Source organism: Victivallis sp. Marseille-Q1083 (assembly GCF_903645315.1).
In the GTDB taxonomy this organism is placed as follows: Bacteria; Verrucomicrobiota; Lentisphaeria; order Victivallales; family Victivallaceae; genus UMGS1518.
The window spans coordinates 459,477-476,412 of sequence record NZ_CAHJXL010000002.1; the positions used below are offsets into that span (position 1 = coordinate 459,477).

The following is a 16,936-nucleotide window of genomic DNA, read 5'->3' on the forward strand; positions in this document are numbered from 1 at the left end:
GGTTCATTGGCCGTTGAATGGTTGCCGTCATTCCGCCGGCAGCGGGACCGCGGCCAGGCTCCGCGCTTCCAGGCGGCCCTGCCGCCGGGTGGTTGATTCGATGTATTCCCAGTCTGCTGCCTGGTATGTGTAGTTGGCCAGGATCAGCATCCGCCGTCCATCCGGCGACTCCCAGACGGCATGCAGTACGACCGGCCGGAAACCGGAAGAGAGGTTTTCTTCGCCTTCCTTGGTATAGAGCCCGCGCTGCAGAAAGTGGAGTTCTTGCCGGGGACAGAAAAATGCGCCCGGTATGCCGAGCTGGCCGTCGAAGAGGAACTGGCGATGACGGTGGTAGAAGGCGGCGGCGTCCTTGAAGAAGGTGTAGTCGGCGGCGAATTCCGGGCGGTTGAGGTTTTCCTGCCGCAGAGTGGCGACGGTCGGCTGCATGCCCCAGACGACGTTGCGGGCCACTTCCAGCGCGAACTGTTCCGGGCAGAGCCGGTGCCAGGCCTTTTCGCTGCGGAACCGGCCGGCGTCCGGCCAGCGGTCGTCATAGGGCGGAATACCGTCCATCAGCGCATAATTGCCGAAAAATGCATGACGGCCGTGGTAGACGGCCATGAAAAGCGGAATGGCTTCCTGGTATTCCGGCAGCCGCAGGGCCCGTTCCTGGGAAGAATAGACGACGATATTGGCTTCTACCAGATCGAGAAAATCCTCGCTGCACTCTTCCGAGCAGAGCAGCAGACCCGGATTGCTCCGGCGAATTTCCCGGAACAGTTCGCGGAAGCCCTGCACCTGGTAATTACCGCCGCCGGGTTCGTGGGCGTGATGCGGGTTGCAGCAGAGGTAATCGTGGTTGCAGGTGATGACGTCGAGATAGAGCATCGGCAGCCGCCAGTGGCGGAGCCGGTCGGCTGTTTCGACAATTTTCCGCCGGAATTCCAGCCCCATGCCGCACATGAAAGTCAACGGATGCGGGTTGTAGCGGTTGAAATCGCAACTGAACAAGCTGCCGTCCGGCTGCAGCGCCGCCGAGGCTTCGCCGCCCTCCGGCCAGGAAGCGGCCCGGGCGTCCCACAGCGAACCGTTGGTGTAGACCTGGGTTAAAATACCCCGGGCGTTGAGCCGGTCGATCGCCTGAGTGAAAGCCGCTTCGCCTTCGCGCGGCGGAAAATAATCCGGATAAGCGGTGTCGTATTCCGATTGATGCCACCAGTACCAGTCGAGTGCCACCGGCAGTTGCAGGTCGTCGGCCAGCCGTTCCACCGGCGGAATGACTTCGGCGATTTTGCCGCGGTTCCATACCCAGGCGGCGACGTCGCGCAGCGGTCCGGGCGACGGTTGGTTGACGGCCCAGAATTGCTGTAGCGCCCAGTTGCGGTAGAGCCGGGCCGCGGCGACCCAGCCGCCGTCGAAGCGGGCGATCCGGCCGCGATAGGGCAGCGAGAAGGAGTCGCGGTGCCGGCCGCGCGGCATCGGGAAAATACTTTGGCAGCGGATCGCGCCGGATGTCGTTTCGTCGATTTGCCACTCTTTCAAGTAGCCCCGGGTGTCGCAGGTGCTGAAAAAATAGCCGGTGTCCTCGAAGAGCAGGGAAATGAACTGCATGGAGTTGTAGCGGGAGGTGATGGTATTGCCGGGAGCGGCCTGGGAAAAGATGTGCCGCCGGACCTGATGGACCAGCATGCCGCAGGTGACCGGCAGCGTCAGGTCGAAATCCCGGTCATCCGCCAGCGTGGCGACCGGAAAATGGATTGCCGTCACTTGGTATTCCGGCGGCAAGCGATGGTAGCGGAAGGAGAGCAGCAGTTCGCTGCCGTCCGGTTCCCGGCCGATTTCGACCGTCAACCCGTCAGCCCGGCGCCAGACAACCCGTTCCGCCGTTTCCTCGACGACCGCCAGTTGGGCGGCGTCAAGCTGCCGGCTGCCGCCGTCCGGCCCGGTTAATTCCAGCGACCAGCCAAGAGTAATCTGCTGATAATGGAGTGTCATGACGATGTCCTTATTTTTGAAATTTAATTTTATAATATGAAATTATATTGATTATAATTATAGTAAAATTTCAAAAAAAGTCAATAGGTCAATGGAAAAAAATTGGAATTTTGGGGGTCGAACTTCACTTTACGGGCTTGATTTGCCGGATAAGCGCGGTAGTAGTAAAGCGATGGCAACCGGACAGCCGGTTGAAGCGGCGGTGGAAATCAACCCGAAAAAGCAGCGATGATAAAAGTTCTTGACAAGGCCCTGGCGATGTTGGAAATGGCGGTGGTCGCCTCGCCGGAACCGGTGGCGATCAGTGAGTTTGAAAAAGCGCTCGGCATCAACAAAGCGACCTGCACCCGTATCGCCAAGGAGCTGACCGCCGCGGATTATCTGGAGCAGGTTTCCCGCAAGGACGGCTACCGGGCCGGCATCCGGGCGCTGGCTTTCGGCGGCGCGGTTCGCTATGAGACGGAATTGTTGCGGACGGCCGCGCCGTTGCTGCGCGAGTGTGCGGCCGCCTGGCAGGCTTCGGTGATGCTGTGCGCGCTGCGGCATGGGCAGCGTTATATTCTGTGGCATGAAAATCCCAATCCGGATTTGAAGATCAGAATTCCGGCGTTGGCGCTACGGGATTTGCGGGGGACTGCCGCCGGTTTGATGCTGCTGGCTTTCGCCGGAGACGCGGAGCGGCGCGCGGTGCTGCAGGCGCCGTTCAGCGAAGGGGAAGAAATTTTGAAGCGGGCGCTGTATCCGGATGATTCCCTGGAGGAGTTCTTGGATGGGGTGAAACGACGGCGGGAGTTGTGTTTCGAGTCGCCGTTCGGCTGGGGAGTTTGCAGCAGCCCGGTTTTTCGTGATGGCAGTTGCGTCGCCGCCGTCAGTCTCGGCATGACCGCTGCGGCTTTCGAAGCGGTTGACCGGAGCAGGCTGCAGGAACAGGTCGGCCGGATTGCCCGGGAAATCTCCTGCCGGATCAGCAGCCACGTTTCGATCGGCTGACGGTCGGCCCGGACGAATGGTTTACCTGTTTTTTACCTGATCGCGGATTTGCTTTTTGATTTTTGTCGGATTATAATAGTTACAGTTTGCAATAAAACGCTTTAGCGTTTGAAATGAAAATCAAAAAGGAGACCGATGAAATCCCATTGGACAATGTTTGCGTTGCTGCTCGGCTGGGCGGCGCTGCAAAGCGGTTGTGCCTCCCGGCAACTGACCGGAAAAGAGGCGACGAATGAACTGCATTTGATTCCGGCGCCGGCCGAAGTGGCGGTGCGCGCCGAAGTGTTGGTACCGGTTGCCGGTTTGCCGCTGACCACCGAGGTGGCCGATTTGGGCTTGCCGCGGGAAGGCTACCGGCTGAGCATTGCGCCGGACGGCATCCGGATTACCGGCCAGAGCGAAGCCGGCGTGTTTTACGGACGGCAGACGTTGAAGCTGATGACGGAGACGCGCCAGCCGGAGGCCGGCAAAGCCGGCGTGATGCTGCCGGTGACCGAAATCGTCGATTATCCGCGGGTGGCGTACCGCAGCCTGATGCTCGATGTTTCCCGGCATTTTTTGCCGCTCGGCGATGTGAAGACTTTCATCGATTGGATGGCCGCCTACAAATACAACCATCTGCAACTGCATCTGGCCGATGACCAGGGCTGGCGGCTGGAAATCAAGAAATATCCGAAGTTGACGGAAATCGGTTCGGTGCGCGGTTCGGCGGAGCAGCCGTACGGACCATTTTTCTACACGCAGGATGAGATGCGCGATCTGATTGCTTACGCGGCGGAACGCTTCATCACCATCACGCCGGAGATCGACATTCCCGGTCATTCGCTGGCGGCGCTGGCCAGCTATCCGGAACTCGGCTGCACCGGCGGACCGTACGCGGTCTGGAACGACATCGGAATTTCCGAAGACATCCTCTGCGGAGGCAATCCGGCGACATTGGAATTTCTGACCGGTGTTTTCACCGAAATCGCCGATCTGTTTCCCGGCCCGTATGTCCATATCGGCGGCGACGAGTGTCCGCTGCACCGCTGGGAGCAATGTCCGAAATGCCAGGCGAAGATGAAAGAATTGAATTTGACCAATCCCCGCGATTTGCAGCGGCGCCTGACCAGTCAGATCGGCGAGGTGCTCCGCCGGAAGGGCAAACGGCTGATCGGCTGGGATGAACTGCTGGCCAGCGGCGTGCCGGAGGATGCGATCATCATGTCCTGGCGCGGCACTTCCGGCGCGTTGCGGGCGGCTGAGCGGGGAATCGACAGCATCGTCGCCAGTTACTCCCACCTTTACTTCGACTATGCCCAGGGAACCACCGCCCAGGAACGTCCTTCCGCCGGCAGTTTGATCACCAACCGCCGCGCCTATTCGTTCGATCCGACGCTCGGCAATCCGGCGTTGACCGACAAGCATCTGATCGGCGCGCAGGCCAATTTGTGGGCGGAAAGCATTTACGATCTGAAATGGCTGCAATACAAGTCGATGCCGCGGATTTTCTCCTTGGCCGAAGCGCTCTGGTCGCCGGAAAATTGCCGCGATCTGGTCGGTTACCAGAACCGGCTGATGTACACCTATCGTCTGCTCGACGATCGGAATTTCGAAGCGCGTTATGCTGCCTGGGAAATGCCGGACACCGTCTATTTCTCCGGAGATTACACCGTCGATTTCGGCGAACTGCCGCCGAATATGGAAATCATTTATACGCTGGACGGCAGTGATCCGGCCGACAATCCGGCGGCGTTGAAGTACAGTGAGAAACGGCCGCATTTTACCGACGACGGCAGTTTGTGCATGCGCTTGATTCTGCCGTCCGGCAATCAATCCTTGTGGAGCTGTTATCAATTCGTCCAGATGGCGGCGCCGGTTTCGCCGGAGGAAGTGGCGCCCGGTTTGAAATTCGAAGTGCGCAAAGGAAAGTTCGATTCGTTGGAGCAGATGCGCAAGGCGCCGGTGGACTACACCTACTATGCCGACAATTTCGACTTTTTGGCCGCCAAGCTGCCGGAAGACGGTTTCGGCTACGTGGCCAGCGGCTATTTTTATGCGCCGAAGAGCGGCAATTACGAATTTTCCGACGCGATGATGTGGGGCGGCGACCTCTATATCGACGGCAAGCTGCTGATTCCGCACGATCCGGCCGGCGGCGTTTATTATTCGAAAGTGGCCAGCGTCTACCTGACCGAAGGCTATCACCCGTTCAAACTGGAATACCGGACGAAGGATTTCGGCCAGATGCAGCTTTATGTCGCCTTCGACCTGGAGCGCCAGTTGCCGCTGGCGGGGGAATATTTGGTGCATCGCAAATAGAAGATCGATCGGTTTGGAAATGAAAAGACAACCGGCGCCGGGAAACCGGCGCTGTTTTTATGTCAACCGGAGTCAATTGGCGGCGGAAGCGGTCCGAAAGTCGGCCTGGACTGCCTGCCGGAACGCGGCGTCGCGGAAAAATCGCAACGCCACGCCGGCCAATCCGGCGGCGGCCTGCAGCGCCGCTTCGAACGCCGGTTCCTGCCCGGCGGCCTGCTGGAATTCCCGGGTATGCAAACCGGCCGGCATTTCCGGCGGCGTGATGCCGAAAAAGAGATTGGCGCCCGGCACCGCTTCGGTGACGTCGGCGAAATCGGTGGAGATGCGTTCGGCGATTTCAGTTGCCGGGTGCAGACCGAGCTGCTCGGCCTGCTGCCGCAACGCCGTGTTCAAGGCCGGGTTGGGACGGTTGGCGGAATAAGGATTGGTGACCGGCGTCAGTTTGCTGCGGCAGCCGGTCATCAGCCCGGCTCCGGAAACGATGGCGGCAAATCGCTCTTTCAAGCGTTCCTGCAAGGCGTTGCTGTCGGCCCGCAGATAGAAGAACGCTTTCGTATAGTCCGGGATGATGTTGGCGGCGCTGCCGCCGGAAATGATAATGCCGTGCACCCGGGCGCCGGCCGGCAGTTGCTGCCGCCACAGGCCGACGCCGTCGAACAGCAATGTCAGGGCGTCCAGGGCGTTGATGCCGTCGGCCGGCGCGCTGGCGGCGTGGGAAGCTTTGCCGAAGAATTCGACATCGAACCGGGCGACCGCCAGGTTGCCCTGGTCGATACCGGTGGTGTGGTACGGATGGCAGGCCAGCGCGCAGTCGATCTCCCGGAAGGCGCCGGCTTTCAGCAGGTCGATTTTACCGCCGAAGGTCTCTTCCGCCGGAGTCCCGAACAAAACGATTTCACCGGGAACATCGAGCAAGTCGCCGACGGTCAGGAAGGCCGCCAGCGAAGCGACGGCGATCAGCGGATGGCCGCAGGCATGGCCCAGTTCCGGCAGCGCGTCATATTCGCTGAAAAATGCCCCTTTCGGCCTGCCGCTGCCGAGCGCGGCCCGGAAGGCGGTGGCCAGGCCGCCGAAAGGCGTTTCCACTGGAACACCGCAGGCTTTCAGCAGTTCGGTTTGCCGCCGGCAGGCGGCGTGTTCCTGATGGCCGAGTTCCGGGTGTTCGTAGATTTCCCGCCAGAGCGGCCGGAGCATCTCCCGGTAACGGGCGGCCGTTTGCTGCAGAAGAACCGGTGAGATGACGGCAGCCATGATCAGAAACCGAATTCCGGCTGAATGCTGCCGAACATATCGCCGTCGCCGTCCGGCTTGGAGGTTTCATCGGGCGCATCCGGCGCTTCTGTCGGAGCCGGCGGCGGAACCGTCGTCCCCCCGGCCGGTTCCGATTCCGGTTCTTCCGGGGAGTCGGCTTCCGTGGCGGGAATGGCATCCGGCGTCCGGAATTGCAGCAATTCCTCTTCGGCCAGATAGCGGTTGAAGGTAATTTTGGTGATCTCTCCGCCGATCCGGATGCCGCGCGCCTTGGGCGCCCGCAGCGGCAGCGTCAGCAAATTGAGTTCCGAGGTTTTCGGCATCAGCCGCTTGGTTTCCACCAGTTCGTACCAGGCGTCGGTGCGCGGCGTCAGCAGTTCGAGGCGGCACTTTTCCGGACAGAGCTGATACTCCTTGTCCTTGATGAATTTATTGATGACCGAGCGTTTGCCGTAAAACTTGCCATTGGTATTTTCCCGGTAAATGATGCCGAATTCGGTGGACGGGTCGTACTTGCGGAAGGCATACAGTTTGCCGATGAACAGCTTTTCCGGAATGCTGATGATCCGGTAGCTGCCGTTGCGTTCGATGCACAGCAGCACGTCGAATTCGTTGCAGGTGACCGTATCGTCCGGATTGACGCTGCGGACCGCGGTGCCGATATAGCCGTTTTTGCGGTCCCAGCCGACTTTGATGTTGTTCAGCGCCGCGTCGCGCCGGTCGATCTTTTCGAAATATTCGATTTCGGTCCGGCGCGGAAACATCGGTCCGTATTTGGCCAGCAGCGCTTCCAGATATTTGATCGCATAGGCTTTCAGCCGTTTCAGGTGGCGTTGAATTTCGTCGATCCGGCTCAAAATATCCTGCAAATCCTGTTGGTTCTTGCGGATGTCGAAAAGGGAAATCCGCCGGATCTGGATGGCCAGCAGCCGTTCGACGTCCTCGTCGGTGACATCCCGTTTCAGGAAGTGGCGGAATGGTGCCAGCCCGGCGTGCACTTCCGCCATGACCGCTTCGGTGGAGTCGCACTCTTCGATGCGTTTGTAAAGCCGATTCTCGATAAAGATCTGCGCCAGCGTTTTGGCGTGGAACTGTTCTTCGAGCTTGGCCAGCTCGATCTCCAGTTCCCGCTTCAAATATTCCAGCAGCCGCGCCGTATTGCGTTCGATGACCGAACGGGTGTTCATCTGGACCGGCCGGTTTTCGCAGATCACCATCATGTTGACCGAAATCGACACCGAACAGTCGGTATAGGTATAGAGGGCCCGCAGCGCCTTTTCCGGATCGTAGCCGCGGGTTGGAATGACCTCGATTTCCACCTTTTCGCCGGTGAAATCGCTGATCGAAGCGATCTTGATCTTGTTCTTTTCGGCCGCTTTCTCGATTGAAGCGATCAATTTTTCGGTGGTGGTGGTCGCCGGAATCTCCCGGATCAGCAGTTTGCGTCCTTCGATGTCGATGCGGGCGCGCAGAATGATTTTGCCGTTGCCGCGCTCGTATTCGCGGACATCCATCAGGCCGCCCTGCTGGAAATCCGGATACAATTCGAACTCCTCGCCCTGCAGCAGCGCAATCTGCGCCTGGATGACCTCGTTGAAGTTGTGCGGCAGAATGCGGGTGGCCATGCCGACGGCGATCCCGTCGGAACCGAGCATCAGCAAACTTGGAATCTTGACCGGCAGCACGACCGGCTCCCGGTTGCGGCCGTCATAGGAGTCGACGAATTCGGTGATGTCGTTGTTGAACAGGACTTCACGGCCCATCGGCGTCAGGCGGCACTCGATATAACGCGGCGCCGAAGCGCCGTCGCCGGTGAAGATGTTGCCGAAGTTTCCCTGCCGTTCGATGAAATATTCCTTGTTGGCCAGCACCACCAGCGCGTCGCCGATCGACGCGTCGCCGTGCGGATGGAACTGCATCGTGTGGCCGATGACGTTGGCGACTTTGTGAAATTTGCCGTCGTCCAGCCTCGATAGCGCCCAGAGGATGCGGCGCTGCACCGGTTTCAGCCCGTCGTCGACATCCGGGATGGCCCGTTCCTTGATGACATAGGAAGCGTATTCGATGAAATTGGTGTCCATCATCGAACGCAGATAGCCGTTGCCGCCGAGTTTGCGGTTTTGCGCTTCAGTGGCGCCGGCCGGCAGCGCTTCGGCCTCTTCGCCTTCGACCTCCTGCAGTGAGGCGTCGAATTTGATGTCGTCGGCTTCCGGCGGATTGTGGGGTTCGTCGCTCATAACTCAATGCTTCCTGACTTAGACCAGATTGGCCATGATGTGATCCCGGCGTTCCGGCGTGTTGTTGCCCATGTAGAAATTCAGAATTTCCGGGACATTGCGCATATGGTCGACGGTGACGTTCAACAATTTGATGTTCTCGCCGATGAAGGGGCCGAACTCGTTCGGCGAAATTTCGCCCAGGCCTTTGAACCGGGTGATTTCCGGTTCTCCGGATTTCCGGCGCGCCGGCAGCAGCCTGGCGATTGCCTGGTCGCGTTCCAGGTTGTTGTAGCAATAGATCGTTTCCGCCCGGTTGCGCACCCGGAACAGCGGCGTCTCCAGAATGTACAGATGTCCGGAGAGCACGATCGGCTCGAAAAAATTCAGGAAAAAGGTGATCAGCAGATTGCGGATATGCAGGCCGTCGACATCGGCGTCGGTGGCGATGATCACTTTGTCGTAACGCAAATTTTCACAGTCGTCTTCGATGTTCAACGCCTGGGTGATGTAAAAGAGTTCTTCATTCTGGTAAACCCGGTCGATTTTCTCGTTCCAGCAGTTGAACGGTTTGCCCTTCAGCGCGAAAAGCGCCTGGGTGTAGACGTTGCGGCAACTGACCATCGAGGCGGCCGCCGAATCGCCTTCGGTCAGGAAAATCATCGTCGGCCGGCCGGCGGCGCCGCGGTCGCCGCGATGGTACTTGCAATCCTTGAGCTTCGGAATTTTCAGCGACATGCGCTTGGCTTTTTCCCTGGATTGCTTTTTGACCGACTGAATCTGCCGGCGCAACTGCTCATTGCGCGACACTTTGTCGAGCAGCACTTCGGCTTCTTCGAGATGGCGGTGCAGATAATCGACGATGGCGTCCTTGACCGCCGCGACGATCGGGCCGCGCACGTCGGTGTTGCCGAGTTTGTTTTTGGTCTGCGATTCGAAAATCGGATCTTTCAATTTGATGGCGATGGCGCCGACGATGCCGTCGCGGACGTCGGCGGCCTGGTAGTTTTTGCCGGAGAATTCATTGACCGCCTTGAGCACCCCTTCGCGGAAAGCCGACAGGTGGGTGCCGCCGTCGTTGGTGAATTGGCCGTTGACGAATGAAAAATAGCTTTCGCCGTAATCGTCGTGGTGGGCGAGGGCGAATTCGATCGTCTTGCTTTTGAAGGCGATGATGTCGTAAAGGCCGTCTTCGCCGAGTTCGACTTCCAGCAGATCCTTCAAGCCGTTTTTGGAATAGTAGCGCTGATCGTTGAAATAGAGCGACAGGCCGCTGTTCAAATAGGCGTACATCCACATCCGCTTCTCAATGTATTCCAGCTTGAAACTGTAGTCGGCGAACAATTGATGATCCGGTATGAAGGTGATCAGGGTGCCGTTTTTCTCGTCGGTTTTTCCTTCGCTTTCACTGACGAGCCGGCCGCATTCGAAGGTCGCCTCGGTATAATGTCCCTCCCGGATGGTCCGGGCGATGAACAGCTCCGACAGCGCGTTGACCGCTTTGGTGCCGACGCCATTGAGGCCGACTGAAAACTGGAATACGTCGTCGTTGTATTTGCCGCCGGTGTTCATCACCGAAACGCATTCGACCAGTTTGCCCGGCGGAATGCCGCGTCCGTAGTCGCGGACGGTGACCCGTTCGCCGTCCAGCTTGACGTCGATGCGTTTGCCGCAGCCCATGATGAATTCGTCGATGCTGTTGTCGACGATTTCCTTGAGCAGAATATAGATTCCGTCGTCCGGATGCGAACCATCGCCCATCCGGCCGATATACATGCCGGGCCGCAGGCGGATGTGCTCCAGTGAACTCAGGGTTTTTATTTTGGATTCGTCATAGGCGACGACCGGAGGTTCCTGACTCATAAAACTTACGCGTACAATCTCTTTGGAGTTTCTGTTACCATGAAAAGAATGTACTGCCGATTCGGCCAAAATTCAAGTCTCCGCAGGTAAAAAAAGGGCTTCTTCCCGCTGGATTTCTGACGGAAATGCCGCCGGTTTCCGGTGGATTGCCGAAAAAGCGCCGGCTCGAAATATCCTGATTCCGGCCTGAAAAAACATCCGGGAAGATTGCCGGGCGGAGCCGGAGAGCGGGAAGGCGTTCCGGCGAAGATTACTTGCAGAGGGTTTCCCGGAGCGGGCCGGGATTGTTTTTTTTTCAGTTGCGCGGCAGGCCGCGGATCATGCTTCCAGCTTTCTGCGATTGGGAAAGACCCAGCCTTCCAGCAGGATGACCAGGCTGAACAGCAGCAGCGAGCCCGGGATCAGGAAAAAGGCTTCCCGCAGGCCGCAGCAGTCGCCCAGCAATCCCATCAGCCAGGTGAAAAAGCCGCAGCCGGGAATGCCGACCGATGAAAAATAGATGTACAGCATCGTCGAATCCAGCTCCGGGAGGTTGTTGACGCCGTAAACCTGCAGCGTCGGCCAGTAAGGCGCGATGCCGATGCCGGCCAGAAAGAGCAGGCCGAACAGTACGGCAAAAGTCAGCACCGACGATTGAAAGGTGTCCGGCTGCAGGAGCGTCAGCAGCAGCGTGACCGGGATGGTCCCGAGGCCGGTACACAGCAGCAGGTGCTTCAGGTACTGTTTGCGGGCAAAATAGCCGAATCCGGTGCGGCCGAGGAACATGCCGAGCGCAATCGCTGCCGTGCCGAGACCGGCGAACCAGGCGCTGGCGTTGAAATTCAATTGGATGTAGGTCGCCGCCCAGAAAGTCAGGCAGAATTCGGCGCCGGCGCCCATGAACATGCCGAGGCAATAGACCCAGAAGCGCGGGGTCCGGACGATGGCGGTGGTGTAGCGCCAGACATCCTTGGTACGGATTTTTTCCGGCGCTTCCGGATATTTATGGCGCGGACTCTCCTTCCACAGGAAGGTGAGCGAAACCAGCAGTCCCAGGAGGCCGGCGCCGGCCAGGATCGGCCGCCAGCCGATCCCCATGCTCAAAAGTCCGCCGGCCAGCAGCACGCAGGTGCCGACGCCGACCGACCAGAAGGCATGGGAAATGTTGACGTAGCGTTCCGGCGCGTCGGCGTGCAAATCCTGGACGAACGGCGTGGCGAGTCCCTCGCAAATGCCTTCGCCGAAGCCGGCCAGCAGCAGGCAGGGGATCAATAGCCAGTAGACTGGAGAAAACGCGCAGAGCAGAATGCCGCTGCCCATGAAAAGCATGCAGTAACCCATCGAAAGCCGTTTGCCGAGATGTCCGGCGATACTGCCGCACAGCAGCAGCGCCACCACCATCGACACGCTCCGCACCAGGTGCAGCACTCCGCCGGCGGCCATGCCGCCCTGATCCAGCGGGAAATTCAAATCGCGTCCCATCGCAACCAGCACGATCGGAATCGACAGCGAACAGAGCGCATAGACGGAAAACGCCGAATAACTGGCATAATCGTAGCGGCCCAACTGCAACTTCTTCGATGACTTCATCAACATCCCCGGCATGAAAAGATTAAGGCTTCGTTTAAGTATTAAGGGAAATGAATATAAACATCTTTCGCTAAAAAGCAAATCGGAATTTTCGAAGAGTGGGATGATTTTCGGTTCTATTCCATGAATCAATAATTTGCGTCTGCCCGGACGCGGCCCGGCGGGCGGACTCCGCTAGCTGCCGGCTCCGACGGGCCGGAATCGCGAAGCTGCCTGTCGTGGTGAAGATCGTTGTCTTTCCGGCGTCCGTTCCGGATTGTGCTCTGGACCGGTCGGCGGCGGCCGCTGGCGGGCCCAGAAACTGCACCTGGCGTTATTTGCTTGCCGCGGCTGGCATTTTCACCGATTCGGGCTATACTTGATCCGGTCGAAGTGAAATGTTGCCGCCATTGTGAAAAGAGATGTGAATTGTGAATATGAAACAATCGAAAACGGAAAAAAATGATGGAATGGAACTGCCGGAAGAATTGAAGGACCGGCAATTGTCGGAAATAGTCGAACCGCTGTTGCAATGGTATGACCTTCACGCCCGGGTGCTGCCGTGGCGGGAAGAGCCGACGCCGTACCGGGGCTGGGTTTCCGAGATCATGCTGCAGCAGACGCGGGTGGAGGCGGGCAAGCCCTATTTCGAGCGGGTCCTGGCTGCGTTGCCGGATGTAACCGCATTGGCGGAAGCGCCGGAAACGCGGCTGTTGAAACTGTGGGAAGGACTGGGCTATTACAACCGGGTCCGGAATCTGCAGAAGGCCGCCCGCCGCATCGTCGGGGAATTCGGCGGCCGTTTTCCAGCCGATTTCGAACAATTGCTGTCGCTGCCGGGCATCGGCGAATACACTGCCGGAGCGATCGCTTCGATTTCATTCGGCCAACCGGTGCCGGCGGTCGACGGCAATGTGCTGCGGGTCGTCGCCCGGCTTTCCGGCAGCCGGGCGGATGTCGCCGATCCGGCGGTGCGGCGGGCTTTCGGCCGGGCGCTGCAGGCGGTCTATCCGGCCGGCCGCTGCGGCGATTTTACCCAGAGCTTGATGGAACTGGGGGCGATCGTCTGTCTGCCGAACGGCATGCCGAAGTGCGAATCGTGTCCGTTGAGCTCCTGCTGTACGGCCCGGCGCGACGGCAGCTTTGCCGAATTGCCGGTCAAACCGGCGAAAAAAGCGCGGAAAATCGAAGCCAGAACCGTTTTTATTCTGCGCTGCGGCGACCGGATTGCATTGCGTCGCCGGCCGAAAACCGGGTTGTTGGCCGGCTTGTGGGAACTGCCGAGTGCGGCCGGTACTTTGACGCCGGAAGCGGCGGCGGCGCAGTTGCGGAAGTGGCGGCTCGCGGCCGGACCGCTTCGGCCGGCGGCCGGGGGGAAACATATTTTCACCCACCTGGAGTGGCATATGACCGGTTATATCGCAGAATGCCGGTCGCCGTCGGCGGGTTTCGAATGGACCGACCGGCGGCGGTTGACCGAGGAGATCTCGCTGCCGTCGGCCTTCAAAGCGTTTGCCGACAGTTTATTCGGCTGAAGTTTCCGCCGGCGGTGGGACTTCCGGCAGCTCCGACAGTTGGAACGGCGTCAGTTTGGCCCGGTACTGTTTTCCTTTGATCTCATCGAAGAGGCGGGCCGCCATGATGGTGCCGTCGTCCTCGGTCAGAAAACCGCAGCCGGCGTCGAAGTCGTACAATTTCAACAGCTTGAACTGTTTGTCCACCAGGGCGAAGCGGGAACCGTAGCAGCCGAGCAGGTAGCCGTCCCTGGTGGCCTTGAGCGATTGCACGCCGGCGTAAGTCTGTCCGACCGGTACGGCGTGTTTGGCGATCAGTTGAAAATCGGGCGTGTATTCATAAACCCATTTGAGTGGGGAGGGATCGTTGAGCAGTTCGAAAGGCGCGACGGCGAACCCGTCCGGCGTCGCCTCAATGCCGTCGATGCCGGTGGCGTCCGGGAAAGGGATTTTTTTGACGAACGAAAGGTCTTCCGGGTTGTAGACGAAAATTTCCGAATAATCCGCTCCCCGCGACCAGTCGTTGATATAGCAGGTCGAGACATAGAGCAGGCCGTCCCGGACCGTCAGGCCGCCGTGGTGGCCGTCGACGGCGATGCCGCGCAGAAAATTACCCTGGGCATCGGTTTTGATCAGCCGGTTGGTGAAACACCAGTACAGCGAACCGTCCTCGCCGCGGCAGAGGTCCTGGAGATGCTGCGGATAGATTCCCTCGCAGATGATTTCCGGTTGTCCGAACAGCATGAGCGGCAACAACAGCGCACCCAGCAGAATGGCGAATTTTTTCATGATGGTTTTCCTTTTGGGTTGGTATCGATCAAATTGGTATTTATTATATCCGGAAGGAGGCCGCGTGTCAAATCCGGGATGAGATAAAACGTTTTTTCTTTCAATAAGACGATATTGGGAAAAATGAAAATGGAATTCATTTGACAAGTCGGGGATCATTTGATATAGTAGAAATGTCTATCTGCAACAGAACTGTTGTATTCAATTGAGGGTAAGATGTATTTGAACCATTGGCGAAGCACGGAGAAGAGCCGCAGTTCCCTGTTGCTGCTGGCGGCGATGCTGTTGTTTTCCTTCAATGCGCTGCTGCATCCGTTGTTCCATTGCCATCGGCCGTCTTCCGAGCCGGAGCTGTTGGCCGGGGTGGCGGAGAAGTCGCCGGAGTGGACCGCCGGCGCCGGCGCCGGACAGTTCAGATTTACCGCCGGAGACGATCTTTGTCCGATCTGCGCCGGTTTGTTTCAGGCGGCGGATTGCGCCGCCGTCGCGCTGTCGCTGCCGGAACCGGCGTCCTGGAATGCCGCCGGCCGGCTGTTGCCGTCCATTCCGGCGGAACTGGACAAAAACACCTGCGCCAGAGCGCCGCCGCCTCTACCTGCCTCCTGTCTTTGAATCGACCTTTTTTCTCTTTTGGGCATTCGTCTGATTTGCCGACGGTCTCTTTGGAGCCGGTCGGCGACGGGAATCGCGGCCGGGCTCGGTATGGTCCGCCGGGTCGATTCGAACAATTCCAACACAATGTTTTCCGTCTGATTTTTTCACCGGCAGTCGGTGACTGCCAAACCGTGGATGTCACATTATGAATAAAACATTTCATTTTACTTTGATTGAACTCTTGGTTGTGATCGCGATCATCGCCATTCTGGCCAGCATGTTGCTGCCGGCCCTGGGCAGGGCGAAAGGCAAAGCGCAGGCGATTTTCTGTCTCAACAATTTGAAACAAAGCTACCTGGCGATGTCGCTCTATGCGGATGATTACAATGGCAGCTTTCCGGTGGTACACCTCGGCGATTTCGCCCATCCGGAGGAGATCGAGCCGGAAGTGGAGTGGTTCGAGCCGCTGGAGGACTATGGCTACAAGACCGATTATCTGCACTGCCCGACCGACGGCGGGTTCGATGGCGACAACGGCGTCCAGAGCTATGTCATCAATGCGATGCTGACCTTCGGCCGCAACCGTGACACCGTCAACCGGCCGAGTTATTATGTGATGCTGGCTGAACGGGGCGGCGATACGGTGGGCGATGCGGTTCATCACCAGTGCTATCATGCGATGGCGCCGGTGGACGCCTGGCGCCCGACGATTGCGGAGAAACGCCACGGCAACGGTTCGAATTATCTCTTCCTCGACGGTCACGCCGCGCTGCACCGGTTCATAGAAACGGTCGGCGACGGCAGCATTGTCGAAAACCGACACTTCATCAGCGAATGGGGCGGCAGTTCCTACTTTGAAGAACACCATCATTGAGGAAACGGTTCCGAATCTCCGGGCTCTGTTGTCGGAGCCCGGAGATTCGGGAGCTGCCGCTCGGGAATTTTTTTTGGTAAAAAGTGCCATTTGATATTACAAAAAATCGTCTTACTTCCGTCCTATCTAACGAGAGAGGAGTTTTGAGGGAAAAATGGTAATGGGTTTCGCCGCTATGAACGGCGGCGCCCGGACGGACGGGAGACGGGACAGTGAGAATTTCGAGTATTTTTGCCGAGTTTTTTGCGAAAATTTTGAAGCCGGTTCCAATGTTTCTGACGATTGCCGCCTTTGTCCTGCTGGTCGGCGGCATCTATTGCTATAACAGTTCCGAAATTTGCATGGATTTCGCCTATTGGCAGATTATCGAACGCGCCGACGCGGACCGAACGCCGCGGGACCGTTACGAAGCGCTGCCATTTTTCGTGCAGCAGCGCATCATCGACAGCACCATCGATACTTTGAAGAGTTCCGATTTGCGTTCCCGGGCGCGCGGAGTTCATTTTGTCGCCGATTTGTGCAGGGAGATTCCTTCCTGGCGGGGCTTGATGGCGGAAGGCGGCGTCGAAGAGGATGATATCGATTTGTTGAACAAGCGCTGCATCTATCTGGTGTTCGGGGCGGACAAACGGTTGATCCCGTACCGCAACGCGTTGGATGCGGCCGATTTTTTCAAGGCGAGCTTGCGCAAGGGACTGGCCGGCGAACACGTGGCGATTTACGTGGCGGCGACGCTGGGATTGATTTCGGCCGGCCGTTATGACGAAAGTTTCATCCGGCAGGAGATTTTGCCGGTGGTCGACCACGGCAGCGAGGAGTTGAGAAGGGAATTTTACACGCACATGTGGGTTTGCAAAGTGAAGAATTGGCCGAAAATTTTTGCCTCGCGTTTGCCCGTCGAATCGGATGCGAAAGTCAAGGCGTTGTTGTGCAAGCTGCTGGAGCGCGGCAATACGTCCGATTCGGCTTATGTCGAGGAAGATGAGTGGTGACGCAATCGGCTTTCGCTGAGTTTCCGG

General features: G+C 58.5%; 13 protein-coding genes. 7 read left to right on the top strand and 6 right to left on the bottom strand.

Annotated features, from left to right (window positions below):
• Window positions 1–27: 27 nt before the first annotated feature.
• The gene (locus HWX74_RS17970) at window positions 28–1,977 is read right to left on the bottom strand and encodes a DUF6259 domain-containing protein (RefSeq protein ID WP_176014948.1); all 1,950 of its coding nucleotides are present in this window, start codon (window positions 1,975–1,977) and stop codon (window positions 28–30) included.
• 91 nt (window positions 1,978–2,068) lie between these two features.
• On the opposite strand from HWX74_RS17970, the gene HWX74_RS17975 reads away from it, so the two are divergent.
• From HWX74_RS17975 to HWX74_RS17985, 3 genes are all read left to right on the top strand, one after another.
• Window positions 2,069–2,209: a hypothetical protein gene (locus HWX74_RS17975; RefSeq protein WP_176014949.1), complete on the top strand. Its 141-nt coding sequence runs from the start codon at window positions 2,069–2,071 to the stop codon at window positions 2,207–2,209.
• Window positions 2,206–2,967: an IclR family transcriptional regulator gene (locus HWX74_RS17980; protein WP_176014950.1), complete on the top strand. Its 762-nt coding sequence runs from the start codon at window positions 2,206–2,208 to the stop codon at window positions 2,965–2,967. The genes HWX74_RS17975 and HWX74_RS17980 overlap by 4 nt, the downstream gene beginning before the upstream one ends.
• A gap of 135 nt (window positions 2,968–3,102) precedes the next feature.
• A complete protein-coding gene (locus HWX74_RS17985) occupies window positions 3,103–5,268 on the top strand; it encodes a family 20 glycosylhydrolase (RefSeq protein ID WP_176014951.1) in 2,166 nt (721 codons plus the stop codon).
• A gap of 72 nt (window positions 5,269–5,340) precedes the next feature.
• On the opposite strand, the gene HWX74_RS17990 is transcribed toward HWX74_RS17985, so the two are convergent.
• From HWX74_RS17990 to HWX74_RS18005, 4 genes are all read right to left on the bottom strand, one after another.
• Window positions 5,341–6,519 (bottom strand): amidohydrolase, encoded by a 1,179-nt coding sequence (locus tag HWX74_RS17990; RefSeq protein WP_176014952.1) that lies wholly within the window; start codon window positions 6,517–6,519, stop codon window positions 5,341–5,343.
• 2 nt (window positions 6,520–6,521) lie between these two features.
• Window positions 6,522–8,756, bottom strand: coding sequence for a DNA topoisomerase IV subunit A (locus HWX74_RS17995; protein WP_176014953.1), 2,235 nt, complete (start codon window positions 8,754–8,756; stop codon window positions 6,522–6,524).
• Window positions 8,757–8,774: 18 nt separating this feature from the next.
• Window positions 8,775–10,598 (bottom strand): DNA topoisomerase IV subunit B, encoded by a 1,824-nt coding sequence (locus HWX74_RS18000; RefSeq protein WP_176014954.1) that lies wholly within the window; start codon window positions 10,596–10,598, stop codon window positions 8,775–8,777.
• Window positions 10,599–10,916: 318 nt separating this feature from the next.
• Window positions 10,917–12,167 (bottom strand): sugar MFS transporter, encoded by a 1,251-nt coding sequence (locus tag HWX74_RS18005; protein WP_176014955.1) that lies wholly within the window; start codon window positions 12,165–12,167, stop codon window positions 10,917–10,919.
• Window positions 12,168–12,616: 449 nt separating this feature from the next.
• Between HWX74_RS18005 and mutY the strand changes: the two genes are divergently transcribed.
• Window positions 12,617–13,681 (top strand): A/G-specific adenine glycosylase, encoded by a 1,065-nt coding sequence (gene mutY / locus HWX74_RS18010; RefSeq protein WP_176014956.1) that lies wholly within the window; start codon window positions 12,617–12,619, stop codon window positions 13,679–13,681.
• On the opposite strand, the gene HWX74_RS18015 is transcribed toward mutY, so the two are convergent.
• Window positions 13,670–14,449, bottom strand: a complete 780-nt coding sequence (locus tag HWX74_RS18015) for a hypothetical protein (protein ID WP_176014957.1) — start codon at window positions 14,447–14,449, stop codon at window positions 13,670–13,672. The genes mutY and HWX74_RS18015 overlap by 12 nt on opposite strands.
• Before the next feature lie 216 nt (window positions 14,450–14,665).
• On the opposite strand from HWX74_RS18015, the gene HWX74_RS18020 reads away from it, so the two are divergent.
• From HWX74_RS18020 to HWX74_RS18030, 3 genes are all read left to right on the top strand, one after another.
• Window positions 14,666–15,061, top strand: a complete 396-nt coding sequence (locus HWX74_RS18020; RefSeq protein WP_176014958.1) for a hypothetical protein — start codon at window positions 14,666–14,668, stop codon at window positions 15,059–15,061.
• Between the two features lie 187 nt (window positions 15,062–15,248).
• On the top strand, window positions 15,249–15,917 hold the full coding sequence (locus HWX74_RS18025) for a prepilin-type N-terminal cleavage/methylation domain-containing protein (RefSeq protein WP_176014959.1): 669 nt from the start codon (window positions 15,249–15,251) through the stop codon (window positions 15,915–15,917).
• 269 nt (window positions 15,918–16,186) lie between these two features.
• Window positions 16,187–16,909: a hypothetical protein gene (locus HWX74_RS18030; protein WP_176014960.1), complete on the top strand. Its 723-nt coding sequence runs from the start codon at window positions 16,187–16,189 to the stop codon at window positions 16,907–16,909.
• Window positions 16,910–16,936 lie beyond the last annotated feature (27 nt).